Here is a 12,680-nt window from a genome sequence, read left to right as displayed (position 1 = left end):
GAACACATTCGGCGGAATAAAATGCACAAAAGTTGAGTTTGGCACTTAACCCGCCATTTTGCCAATGCGATGTTATATGCCGTATTTTTTGATAAGATAATTTAAGTCAGCTTCGTTTAAAATTCTAATGTTTGCTTTTTTTGATTGGTTTAAGTCGTTTATTTTTTGGATTTTTGACCAACCACAATCTTCACCTGCAAAAACAAAATCTACTTTACCTGTTATTCCTGATTTTATTTGTCCACCAATTTTCATTAGAAAAGTTTTTATTTCTTCTCTTTCTATTGAAAAGTTGCCCGTAATAACTATTCCTTTTCCTATTAAATCAATGTTTTCAAGTTCGTTTTGAGTTATTTGATAATTTGATAAATGCTCTTCATTTTCTTCTAAAACATCTTCACTTGGTTGATTGAAATAATTATTATTTGTTTTAGGCTGGTCATCAATTTTTCTTATTAGTTCTTGATAACTTGGATACTTGTCAGTCAATTCGCCAAATATTAAAGCACAAAGTTTTGCATCGAATTCTGGGTCGTGATGATTTGTTACTTCTAAGTCCAAACTCTCTGCTAAATCTTTTATTTTTTTAGGCATCCCAAGTTTATCTGCAAATAACATTGTGTCAATATAACTTATGACATATGGTTTTAAATTATAATGTTCATATAGATTTTTCTGATTATCCGTTTATGCACCTGTTATATTCGCAATTACTAGTCTGTCAAAGAGTTTGTCTCCAAAATACCGTCTGTTTAATTTGTAAATAAACTCGTTGAGATACAACTGTAAGTATTTCCTTTTGATTTTATGGTAGTTGCCCAGCAATGTCCGTTTTGCATTACTGATTGCGATATGCACCCATTTGAGTGTTTCCTTGGTGGTTTTGGCGTCTGATTTCTCGGTGACGTGCAATTCCACCAGATCGGAGATGTCAACGTAAGAAGTGCTTTTGTCCGAAAATACGATGGCATCATCCTCCATGCAGTCCCTGACCACGCCGTTGATTCCTTCACTTTGATGGCTATCCAGTACCCTGGCCTTGAAATAACGCACATGCTTCTCCTTTTTGCCCGTTTCGATATCTTCCAACGGGGTGCTTTCGGCCATCACCGCAACGTTCTGCTTTCCCTCGGCTCCCCGGCCACGTGTACCCTTGCCTCGCTCGATTTCCTTACTGGCCACCGAAAAGTTAACGAATTCTTGCGGTTTCTTTCAGCGCCGCCAATACCGCCAGCCCGTCGCGCAAGGGGCGCGGCTCGTGTGTGCGGATGAAGTCAGCTCCACCTGCGGCGGCGGCAAGCTCTGCAGCGAGTGTCGCGGCCCCGACATCCCCCGGACCACGGCCTGTGAGCGCGCGCAGAAAGGATTTGCGCGAAACAGACAGAAGCACCGGCAAATCGAAGCGCAGCCGCAATTCATCGAACCGCGCCAGCACCGAGAGCGAGGTTTCGGGAGCAGCCCCCAGAAAAAACCCCATGCCGGGATCAAGGACAAGGCGGTTGCGTTTGATACCGGCACCCGTCAGCGCCGCGATGCGCGCGTCAAAGAACGCCGCAATGTGATCCATGATGTCGCCAGCGGGTGCCTCGCGCCGATCTGCCTGCCCGTCTTGCACCGAATGCATAACGACGAGTTTGGCAGATGATTTCGCCAATTGCGGATAGAACGCAGCGTCTGGAAAACCGCGAATATCATTGAGATAGGCCACACCACGCGACAAGGCATAGGCTTGCGTCGCGGGTTGATAACTGTCGAGCGAGACGGGAATGCCATCTGCCTTGAGCGCGTCCAGCACCGGCGCGATACGCGCGATTTCTGTGTCGGACGAAACAGGCGCGGCGTCGGGATTGCTGGATGCCGGACCGAGGTCGATCACATCTGCCCCCTCGGCCATCAGCTTACGCGCCTGCGCAATGGCTGCGTCTGGCGCCAGATACCGGCCTCCATCGGAGAAACTGTCCGAGGTTATGTTGACGATGCCGAAAATGATGAGCGATTTATTCATGGGGGCTTCTATAATAATACTTAGATTCAACTAATAAATGCAACAGCATTTAAAATAACCAAGGGATGACATCCCTTGGTTGGCGTAAAAAATCACCTTAATTTTGTGGTTCCTACACTACAAAATTTATGGGACATTTAACGTTAGAACAAAGATACAAAATTGAGGCTTATAAAAGTCTAGGAAAAGGAATTACAGAAATAGCCAATTATGTTGGTCGGGACAAATCTGTGATTTCAAGAGAAATCAAGAGGAACGCCGATGCTAGAAGTGGTTTATATAAAGCCGATTTAGCGCAGCGAAAAACAATGAAAAGGCATCAGAACAAACGTAAACCATGTAAATTTAACGAACATATTGAAGCCAATGTAGTACACTATTTGAAACAGGATTTCAGTCCTGAACAGATAGTCGGAAGAGCTGCCTTGGAAGGTAAAGAAATGGTTTCTCATGAGCGGATATATCAATACATCTGGAAGGATAAACGAGGTGGTGGCAAGCTCTACAAACACCTAAGAACTAAGGGGAAGAAATATCGAAAAAGAGGTTTAGGCAAAGATGACAGAGGATTGATAACCAATCGGGTAGATATAGATAAGCGCCCCAGGATTGTCGAGGATAAGAAACGGGTTGGGGATTTAGAGATAGATCTAGTAATTGGCAAAGATCATAAAGGGGCATTGCTAACTATTAATGATCGCGCCACTGGGTTACTCTTTATGGGTAAGGTAGAGACCAAAGAATCAATCGAAATAGAAGCTAAAACAATTGAACTCTTACAAGATTGGAAACCGTTGTTACACACCATTACCTCAGATAATGGAAAAGAGTTTGCTAATCATCAGCAGATAGCAGAAAAGCTCGATATAGACTACTTTTTCGCTAAGCCCTACCACAGCTGGGAAAGAGGAGCAAATGAAAATTTGAATGGATTGATAAGACAATATTTCCCAAAAAAGTCTAATTTTACAAACATCACTCAGAAGCAAATTGACAGAGTAATAAGTATTTTAAATAACAGACCACGAAAAAGATTTGGATTTAAAACGCCCAATGAAGTTTTCGCTCAAAAATTAAACGAAAACATAGGTGTTGCATTTATAACTTGAATCCACCAATAACATGTTCTAAAACAGCTACAATCAAATCATTTTTCGTCGGAAAATAATAATGGATGGAAGAAGTTTTAATGCCAATTTCTTTAGATATATCCTTGTAACTAAAAGCATTTGTCCCTCTTGTCGTGATAAATGTTATGGCTTCGGTTACTATTTTTTCTTTTGTTTCCATAACGCAAAGATATAAATTTCTATCTACTAATAGGTAGATAATCTTAAAAATTTTGCTCGTACTTCTCTCTTTTTGATTTTTGTAATGATTTCTTTATTCAAATACTCCTTTTCAAATTCTACATTAAAAAAAGCCTTTCAGCAATAAAACTGAAAGGCTTTTCGCAGTTGTTACATATAAGTCAAAAACAATACGGGAAATCTCTCTTTTCGATTTTTACAACTTGGTTGTAAAAATCGAAAAGAGACTGTATGTTGCCTGAACAAATTAAAGGTATCGCTTCGGTCAATATGTCTTCATCCCAATCCCACCACTTGATATCTAACAGGATCTGAATCTCTTCGTCCGAAAACCTTTTTTTAATCGGTTTTGCAGGGTTTCCGCCGACAATAGTGTAAGGGGCAACATCTTTGGTGACTAATGACCTACTACCGATTACCGCCCCGTCACCGATCTTCACTCCCGGCATAATCATTGCCTCGCTCCCTATCCAAACATCATTACCGACAACTGTATCGCCCGCGTTTTCAAATCCGTTAATTGCTTTATTGAATGCTTCAATCTCCGGCATATAAAAAAAGGGAAAACTGGATATCCAATTATGTCGATGCCCTTGATTGCCCGCCATTATAAAACTTGCACCGCTACCTATGGAACAGAATGAACCTATGACCAATTTATCAACGTCATCTCTATCTGGAAATAAATAGCGAGCGCAGTCATCAAAAGAATGTCCATGATAATAACCGGAATAGTAGGAATATTTCCCAGCCGTGATATTGGGGTTGGTAATATGGTCTCTAATTATTTTGCCCTTAAATGGGCTATCGAAAAAATTCATCTTTTTAGCATTTATTATTAAATAATTCAATAGAATGTCAGGGCAACATCTATTGCCTTGACAGAGATTATATGTTCCTAAAAATATGCTAATCTGATTTTTTCATACAACAAAGGTAAGTAATTTTAAAACTTGTTTTGAAAATAAGGACAATCTCTATTATTTTTTTTGTCTTGTTTTCTTCTTTTTCTTCATTCTATTGGCAAAATCCTGTTCCTCGTAATCTTCGCCCTGTGCTTGGGGCAACAGGCTGAACAATCCCAAATCAGAACTGTGCGAATGTTCCTGCGTGATAAACTCGAAAAGGTCTTTGGTCGGTTGGTGGTCTATCGTGTTCGTATCGGAAACAGGGCTGTCCTGTGCTTTCAATGCGGGTTTGTTTCCGTTGTTCCACCAATCGTTAAACAGATTTGCCGACAGGTTTCTGTCCAACTGCGAGCCATTCCAAACAGTACGGCTACCATTGTCAATAAAAGTAATACCATAAATCCGTCCGCTGTCGTTTCTGCGGACAACGGTGTGAATGTCCTGTTCGGCAAGTTGCTTTTTAAATTCCTTTTCGCTGTTTGTGGTGTGAATGGCAAGTTCCACCGAATTTTTGAGAACAGACTTCGCAGGGTTGGTTTTCATCTTCTCTTTGGATTGTTCAAAGTGCCGTTGTAATCCGTTTACTCCTGCGTGCTTGCCAAACAAAGATGCTTTGAACGGTTTGCTTGCCTTTTCTCCCTTGTCGTTCAAAGCAAAATATACCAATCCGTGTACAGGCTCTCCGTTGCGTTCGCCTTTTATTTCCTCTGCCGTAATATTCAAAAACGAAAGCAAAGCGTTGTATGTCCCAATGCTTGTATATTGGTAATACTTCGGCAGGTGTCGCACTACCGAAGCTATTTGGCTTTTTATATCGCCTTTCTGCTGTTCTACCTTTTTGAAATTTCTGCTGTCGTGTTTCTGTTCCTGCTCGGTAGCTTTGTGCAGATTGTATTTCGTTTCCAAATCCCGACAGATAGCCATTGAGCGAGGGTGGTCGTAATCATCGGGGATTTTCCTGCCGTCAATGCCCACGCAGGTCGAAACGATGTGTATATGCGTGCGGTCAATGTCCGTATGTTTGAATACGATATACGGCTGATTGCCGTAACCCATACGCTCCATATATTCCTGTGCCATTTCGGTAAACTGTTCATCGCTTACCGTGTCTTTCGGGTCGGGGTTCAATGAAATGTGCCGTACCGTCTTTTCCGTTCGGATATTGGCAGACAGATACGGCTCAAAACACTTGTTGAAGTACGCAACGGAATACCTACCGTCCATTGTGTCGGGTATCTTATTCAGCAACAGAACCGCTCCGTTTTCCGTTTCCACTTTCTGCTGATTGTACAAAATAGCTCCGTACATATTGCTTCCCTTTCCGATTTTTGCAACCATTTCTTTACTCTTTGTTTAGGTATTTCTTTTCAAATTCTGCGGTAAGGATTAAAACTTTGAGCAATAATTCTTTCATTGCTGCGGTCTGTTTTTCCAATTTGTAGAGGTATGCCAATGCCTTTTTCTCCGAAAAGTGTGTGTTCAACAGCTTTACAATCTGATTGTAATTGGTTGCTATTCCTCTGAACTGTCCGAAAAACTTGGTCAATCCTGCGTGGTATTCTACCGCATTCATATCAATTTTTACGGTTTTTACCGTCTTTTGAAAGATACAAGCCGTAATGAAATGTGCCTTTATGTTCATTCCCGATTGGTCGAAAAGGGCAAGGAACTTGGCGTTTTCCTCTGCGTTCAGACTGATGGAATACCGATGTACCGCAGGGTCGTTCTTCGGTTTTCTTCCTGTCTTTTTAATCTGTTTTCTGTTCACTTCTTCCATAATCAAATCATTTTAATGTTAAACCAAAACTGCGACTTCGGAGCGGTTTTCAGCCACCTGCAAGGGCAAGTGCTTTTGAGATGCGGAATTTATTCCGAGTAGCTCAAAAGATAACTTGCTCTGAACAGGGGTTCAGAAAATCCGTTCTGCGGAACGGATTGGAGTTAGCCGAAAAAACCAACCGCTTCCATTTGCAAAGTTCGGCAAGACTGTTTGAAAAACAGCTGTTTACAGTCACGACAATGAACGCCAAATAGTGCCACTGACTGCCACTTTTATTTGGGTTGGGGGTTATCTTGACGATGCGTTGCTCCCCCTTAAAATTATTTTCCAAAAGAAAAAAACAGAAAAAAAAGAAAGCCATTTTAACAAGGCGGACAAGCGGAAAAACCAAAAGGAAACGGAATAAGTCCCGAAGGGTGGCGAAGCCATTATGCCGTAGTCTTTTGGTGGGCGGTGCGGTGGCTGTCCGCCTTATCTTTGCTACCTTTTTATTCTTTTTTGAATATGATTTTAACTTCTTTCATAATAATATTTGGCAACTGAACGCCAAATGCTACCTCTCACTGCAACATTGGAAGCCCGACTTGTTTACCTGATTAATTTAGTCAGTACAAAACGAGTTAGGCGATGCAGGAGAGAAAAGAAATAGAAAAAATACCTATCGAGGAAGCAATGGAGCTTCTCCGTGAGGTCGGTATTGACGTGGAACAGGAAACAGCCGAACTGATTATGGAGTTTTTGTACAACCTCACAATGATAATTATCCGTGAATGCTTTGACACCGAATGATTTATTTTGTAATTTAGCTAATCCCACACAAAGTCAATACCCACTTAAAAATGATTAGCTATGAAAAGAGCCGATTTATACATACGTGTTTCCACCGATGAACAAGCGGACAAGGGATATTCACAGCGTGACCAAGAGGAACGCCTGAAAAGATACTGTGCAACCAATAAGATTGCTGTTGGGCAGGTTATTTATGAAGACCATTCCGCCAAGACCTTTAACCGTCCCGAATGGACAAGATTATTGAACAGCCTTAAAAAGAGAAGTTCAAAAACTGACCTTATCCTGTTTACCAAATGGGACAGGTTCAGCCGTAATGCTGGCGATGCTTATCAAATGATTAGCACACTCAACAAACTTGGTATAGAGCCACAGGCGGTAGAACAGCCGTTAGACCTCTCCATTCCCGAAAACAAGATGATGCTTGCCATATATCTTTCTGCTCCCGAAGTAGAGAATGACCGCAGAGCATTGAATACGTTCTACGGTATGCGTAGGGCAAGGAAAGAGGGGCGTTTGATGGGTAGAGCACCTTTTGGATATATCAATAGAAGCAAAGAGGACGGACGAAAATACATTGCTCCGAAAGAACCTGAAGCAACAGCTATGCTGTGGGCTTTCAACGAAATAGCCAAAGGCGTGTTTGCCTGTGACCAAGTACGGCAAAAAATGAATAAGTTGCACAAGACAACTATAAGCCGAAGTGCATTTCACGTTGCCGTACGCAATCCGCTGTACTACGGTAAGATATTCATTGCCAAATTCAAGGACGAAGAAGCACATTTGGTGCAGGGTCAGCACGAACCACTTATATCCAAAGACCTCTTTGATAGGGTACAACTGATATTGGACGGAAACAAAAGGGTAGAACGTCCCAATACCAAAATACTTTCAGACGAGAACTTGCCCCTACGTGGTTTCTTGGTATGTCCCGAATGCGGTCGCAACCTAACGGGAAGTGCTTCCAAAGGAAGAACAAGCCGTTATTACTACTATCATTGTGTTTCCTCTTGTGGCTTTCGTCAAAAAGCCGAATTAGCCAACGATATTTTTGAAAAGAGTATGCGACAGTTTGCGTTGAACGGTACTTCTCAAATAGTAAAAAGACTTCTGTTGGACAACTACAAGAAATTCGCAAAAAATCCGTTTGACGAAAAGAAACAGATTGCACAGGAAATAGATAAACTGAATGCAAGGTTATCAGTAGCACGCAACAAACTGCTGTCTGAAATTATTGATGACGAGGAATATCTCGAAATCAAAGATGAGTGTAGGAAACGGATTGAGAGTTTGGAAGAACAGTTGAGCAAGGACGGTTCTGATACCAAGAAAATCAACGTAGAAAAGTCTTTGGACAGGGCTTTGAAATACATAGAAAGCATTCCTAAAATGTACAGCGAGGGCGAAATCAGAACAAGACGGGATATAATTGGTTCGATATTCCCCGAAAAATTGGAGTTTGACGGAAAAACTTATCGAACCGCTCGAATGAATGTAATCGCAAACTATATCTTTCAGATAACCAACGGATTACTCCAAAAAAAGAACAGGACAAACGAAAGTAAATTTCATTTGTCCTGTTTAGTAGCCCGTAGGGGAATCGAACCCCTGTTTCAAGAATGAAAATCTTGCGTCCTAACCCCTAGACGAACGGGCCTTTTTGCTTTGGTGATGCAAATATAGGCTCTTTATCCATATAGCCAAAATATTTTTTAAAGCAAACCCTTAACTCATTGGCTTTGAAAATATTATTTTTTAGATCAAATCAAATCCGATGTCTGTTCTGAAGTATTTTCCTTGGAAAAAGATCCTTCCGGCATCCGCTGTAGCCTGTTGCAGGGCCGAGAACAGGTCCTCTTCCAGGGCTGTTACCGCTAGAACGCGACCTCCGGCAGTCACTACATCTACGCCATCCTGTTTCGTTCCGGCATGGAATACGATAGACTCTTTCACATTCTCCATATTGCTGATTACCTTTCCACCTTCATAATCTCCTGGGTAACCACCAGAAACAATCACTACCGTAGCAGCCGTTTTAGGAGATACCGTATAAGAACGATCAGCAAGATTTCCTTGCGCCACGCCTTCTAACAGATCCACTAAATCCGACTCGATACGAACCAATACAGATTCTGTCTCAGGATCGCCCATACGAACATTGTATTCAATGACATAAGGCTCACCATCAACATTCATCAATCCGATGAAGATAAAACCTTTGTAAGGGATATTATCCTTCTTCAAACCATCCACTGTAGGTTTGATGATACGCTCTTCTACCTTATCTAAAAACGCTTGATCAGCAAAAGGAACAGGTGAAACAGAACCCATACCACCGGTATTTAAACCTGTATCGCCTTCGCCGATACGTTTATAATCCTTCGCAGAAGGCAATACTTTATAATCTTTTCCGTCTGTAAGCACAAAAACAGAAAGCTCGATACCTTTTAAGAACTCCTCAACAACAACCACATTGCTCGCTTCGCCAAACTTCGCATCGCTAATCATGGCCTTCAATTCCGCCTTAGCATCCTCATACGACTCACAGATCAACACACCCTTGCCTGCTGCCAAGCCATCAGCTTTCAAAACGATAGGAAGCTTCTGTGTGTCCAAATATGCTAATCCCTCTTCTAGGTTAGTCTTATCGAATGAGCGGAAAGCAGCCGTCGGTACATTATGACGAATCATGAACTCTTTAGAAAAGTCTTTCGACCCCTCTAACTGCGCACCTTCAGCCTGTGGGCCAACCACCGCAATATGTTTCAGCTGCTCGTCAGCCAGGAAGTAATCATGAATACCCTTTACAAGCGGCTCCTCAGGACCAACAACAATCATTTCAATATTATTCGCCAGAGCAAAATCAGCAATACCTTTAAAATCAGTGACTTTCAAAGCAACATTCTCGCCATATTGACCAGTACCTGCATTCCCAGGTGCAATGAAAAGTTTAGATAGTTTAGGACTTTTAGAGATTTTATAGGCAAAGGCAGACTCTCTACCTCCAGAGCCGATAATAAGAATATTCATATCGCAAAGATATTGAAGCAAATGCAAATATTACCCTATCCACAGCATCTTTTATAAATTCTTCTTTCTTTTTCTTGTCATCAGGCATATCCGCCGCTCGTACAAAGATCCATATTCGACCGACATGCAATGGATTCATGAATATTTTTTCGTATCATTATAATGATTTTACCAATTAGAATTATGAAGCACACCCTCTATGCTATAGCTCTGGTTCTGTTATCCTTACACACAGGATCTACCCTCGCACAAGACATCAATTTATTACAAAGCCGATTAAAGGAATATGCCGCCGAAAATCCACAGGAGAAGATTCATGTGCATACCGACCGCAGCTTGTACAGCGCCGGGGAAACCATTTGGTATAAGACCTATACGGTAATTGATATTGAAAACAGGCTTTCTACCCTCTCTAATCTTATCCATGTCGATCTAATCGACCCGAAAGGAACAATCATAGCCTCTAGAATGCACCTCAATATCAACGGGCTCAGCTTAGGAGAAATCGAATTAACAGACACCTTAGTCGATGGATCTTACCGTTTGAGAGCCTATACCAATTGGATGCGAAATGACAGCTCCGATTACTTCTTCGAGAAAGTCCTTGAAATTGGGAATGTTCGAACCGATGAGTTGTTTTCCAAAGCGGGTTTAGTCACAATAGATGGTACGCCGTATTATCAGATCAAAGTGGAAAACGCTGATGGAAGCCTACTTCCGAAAACGTCGGTTCGTTATGAGGTTTTTGATAAAGCAGAAAGCATAGATCGAGGGCGGGCAACACTGAACGAAGAAGGCAATATCCTGATCAAGGTCGACAACAAAAACCGAGGAAAAGGAATCATGCTGAGTATTCGAAAACCAGACCGGCGAACCGTAAAAAAATATATCAATAGCCAATCTTTCTTTTCTGAAAATGCCCTGCAAGCATTTCCTGAAGGAGGATACTACCTGGCTAACGAGCTTAATAAAATAGCTTTCAAAGCAACAGATCCTCGTGGAAAAGGGATTCCCGCCACAATAACCGTTTTTACAAATACCAATGACACCGTTGGGAAGTTGATTACCAATGAACTTGGATTGGCCGCGGGCAGCTTTTTCTTATTGGACAATAGCAATTATCGCGCAGAGGTCAAGTTCAGTGATGGCACTTCTAAAACGATAGCACTTCCACAGCCACAAAAAAGCGGATATGCAATGGTCGTAGGAACCAATTTTAACAAGATCTATACACAAGTTAACCTCTCCGACGACAAAATCAACAACAAAGATCTCTATATCGTTTTTCAACATCTTGGGCAGGTCTATTACATCGCTAAGCAAACCGCTAAGAAAAAGAACATCAACTTCATCAAAGAGCAAAAAGACCTGCCTACTGGCGTCATTACGATCAGTATATTAGATCATAATCTACAGCCTATTTTGGAAAGAGCATACTTTAACCAGCGTACGAGTGAAGTTCCGATGCTAAACCTAAACCTGGAAAACAAAAGTTACGGCATTAGAAATAAGGTACTCAGCGAAATTGTTGTAGGTGCAGAAAACGACAGTATGCGCGTTGCAACCCTTTCGGCGTCTGTTGTTAATTTATTCAAGGTTGGAGACGAATTGGAAGATCAGACCAGTATTCTGAGCAGCTTACTGTTGCAAGGCGATGTTAAAGGCTACATCGAACGCCCCGCCTATTATTTCAATAGCGACGGAACTTATAAACTCGAAGATTTGGATATGCTCCTATTGACCCAGGGTTGGCGCAAAATTAACTGGGCAAAATTAGACTCCTTAAATAAAAAACCCGAGTTCCAAGCCGAGAAAGGTATTCGCATATCCGGATATGTTAAACGCATGGGCAGGAAAGCGCCAGTACCCAATGCAAAGGTGCAGCTTATATCCACGCATAACTTTATGGATTATATCGATACGACCGCAAACGAAGACGGCTATTTCGAAATCGACGATCTTATCTTCCCCGATAGCGTGAAGTTTATCCTATCGGCAAGGAATCAAAAAGATAAAAAGTATGTGGATATTTCTTTGATTGAAACCCCGGAGCCCCTTGTCAATACCCTTAAAAACCAACCTTTGATCAATAACGATATCAATGCAGTCTTTAAGGACGAACTCTTAGCAACGAAGGCATTCTATAACGAATTGGAGAATAAAGGATTGATGGACAAAACCATTCAGATTGAAGAAGTCGTGGTACGTGCTACCCGGCCAAAGGCATCAGAGCATTCCAGTAATTTAAATGGCCCCGGAAATGCCGATCAGGTGATCACGGCGGAAGAATTAGGTCCCTGTCCAAATTTGGAAAGTTGCCTAGGTGGCCGTCTTTTAGGTGTCGTATTCCGAAACGGACAAGCTTATATGACAAGAGGCAATACCGAGCCGATGCAACTTATCGTCGATGGGATGTATATGGAGGCTGATATGCTTTCCATGATCAACCCTTTTGATGTGGAAACGGTTGAAGTACTTCGAAACGTAAATTACACCTCCATCTATGGCTTCAATGGTGCCAATGGTCTCCTTATTATAACCACGAAGCGTGGTGGAGGGCTCGCAGGAAACTCCAAACCTATCGGCATGATTGTCGCTCAACCGAAAGGGCTTTCCATGATCAAGGAATTTTACAAGCCGGTCTACGAGCCTGACTCCGATTCGGGGTTCCAAAGAGACTTAAGGACCACCATACATTGGGCTCCAAGCCTCGTTACTGATGAGAACGGTAAAGCACAATTTGACTTCTATACTTCCGACGAGCCGGGAACTTACCGTATAACGTTGGAAGGCATAGATTTAATGGGTAGGATATACAGAAAGCAAGTTGATTTTGAAGTGAAATGATAATATTTTCT

Annotated in this window: 11 protein-coding genes, 1 tRNA gene and 1 pseudogene; 4 read left to right on the top strand and 9 right to left on the bottom strand. The window is 41.9% G+C overall.

Going from position 1 to position 12,680, the window contains the following annotated elements:
• Positions 1–72: 72 nt before the first annotated feature.
• From QYC40_RS00340 to sul2, 3 genes and pseudogenes are all read right to left on the bottom strand, one after another.
• A complete protein-coding gene (locus QYC40_RS00340) occupies positions 73–618 on the bottom strand; it encodes a BRCT domain-containing protein (RefSeq protein ID WP_005807148.1) in 546 nt (181 codons plus the stop codon).
• 69 nt (positions 619–687) lie between these two features.
• Positions 688–1,188, bottom strand: a pseudogene (locus tag QYC40_RS00335) (IS1595-like element ISBbi1 family transposase); the annotation flags it as partial.
• 1 nt (position 1,189) lies between these two features.
• Positions 1,190–2,005, bottom strand: coding sequence for a sulfonamide-resistant dihydropteroate synthase Sul2 (gene sul2 / locus QYC40_RS00330; protein ID WP_001043260.1), 816 nt, complete (start codon positions 2,003–2,005; stop codon positions 1,190–1,192).
• Between the two features lie 128 nt (positions 2,006–2,133).
• Between sul2 and QYC40_RS00325 the strand changes: the two genes are divergently transcribed.
• Positions 2,134–3,114: an IS30 family transposase gene (locus QYC40_RS00325; protein WP_009128829.1), complete on the top strand. Its 981-nt coding sequence runs from the start codon at positions 2,134–2,136 to the stop codon at positions 3,112–3,114.
• Here QYC40_RS00325 and QYC40_RS00320 read toward each other — a convergent pair.
• The 4 genes from QYC40_RS00320 to mobA all read right to left on the bottom strand — a co-directional run bounded on the left by QYC40_RS00320 (position 3,104) and on the right by mobA (position 6,000).
• Entirely contained in the window at positions 3,104–3,295 is a 192-nt protein-coding gene (locus QYC40_RS00320) for a TetR/AcrR family transcriptional regulator (protein ID WP_301991776.1), read from the bottom strand. The genes QYC40_RS00325 and QYC40_RS00320 overlap by 11 nt on opposite strands.
• Positions 3,296–3,476: 181 nt before the next feature.
• Positions 3,477–4,136 carry a type B chloramphenicol O-acetyltransferase gene (gene catB, locus QYC40_RS00315; RefSeq protein WP_066679309.1) on the bottom strand — a complete coding sequence of 220 codons (660 nt, stop codon included), beginning with the start codon at positions 4,134–4,136 and terminating at the stop codon, positions 3,477–3,479.
• A gap of 159 nt (positions 4,137–4,295) precedes the next feature.
• Positions 4,296–5,561: a conjugal transfer protein MobB gene (gene mobB / locus QYC40_RS00310; RefSeq protein ID WP_066679310.1), complete on the bottom strand. Its 1,266-nt coding sequence runs from the start codon at positions 5,559–5,561 to the stop codon at positions 4,296–4,298.
• 4 nt (positions 5,562–5,565) lie between these two features.
• Complete coding sequence (gene mobA, locus QYC40_RS00305; RefSeq protein WP_066679312.1) at positions 5,566–6,000, bottom strand: conjugal transfer protein MobA; 435 nt, start codon at positions 5,998–6,000, stop codon at positions 5,566–5,568.
• A gap of 630 nt (positions 6,001–6,630) precedes the next feature.
• Between mobA and QYC40_RS00300 the strand changes: the two genes are divergently transcribed.
• Positions 6,631–6,792: a hypothetical protein gene (locus QYC40_RS00300; RefSeq protein WP_165826534.1), complete on the top strand. Its 162-nt coding sequence runs from the start codon at positions 6,631–6,633 to the stop codon at positions 6,790–6,792.
• A 60-nt stretch (positions 6,793–6,852) separates the two neighbouring features.
• A complete protein-coding gene (locus tag QYC40_RS00295) occupies positions 6,853–8,415 on the top strand; it encodes a recombinase family protein (RefSeq protein WP_301993720.1) in 1,563 nt (520 codons plus the stop codon).
• On the opposite strand, the gene QYC40_RS00290 is transcribed toward QYC40_RS00295, so the two are convergent.
• Together QYC40_RS00290 and purD are read right to left on the bottom strand one after the other, a co-directional pair.
• Positions 8,378–8,449: transfer RNA gene (locus tag QYC40_RS00290), tRNA-Glu, on the bottom strand. The genes QYC40_RS00295 and QYC40_RS00290 overlap by 38 nt on opposite strands.
• Before the next feature lie 98 nt (positions 8,450–8,547).
• On the bottom strand, positions 8,548–9,822 hold the full coding sequence (gene purD, locus QYC40_RS00285) for a phosphoribosylamine--glycine ligase (RefSeq protein WP_301991775.1): 1,275 nt from the start codon (positions 9,820–9,822) through the stop codon (positions 8,548–8,550).
• A gap of 183 nt (positions 9,823–10,005) precedes the next feature.
• On the opposite strand from purD, the gene QYC40_RS00280 reads away from it, so the two are divergent.
• Entirely contained in the window at positions 10,006–12,669 is a 2,664-nt protein-coding gene (locus tag QYC40_RS00280) for a TonB-dependent receptor plug domain-containing protein (RefSeq protein ID WP_301991774.1), read from the top strand.
• Positions 12,670–12,680: the final 11 nt, after the last annotated feature.

It is taken from the genome of Sphingobacterium sp. BN32, from assembly GCF_030503615.1.
In the GTDB taxonomy this organism is placed as follows: Bacteria; Bacteroidota; Bacteroidia; order Sphingobacteriales; family Sphingobacteriaceae; genus Sphingobacterium.
This window is presented reverse-complemented; position numbering and strand designations above follow the sequence as displayed.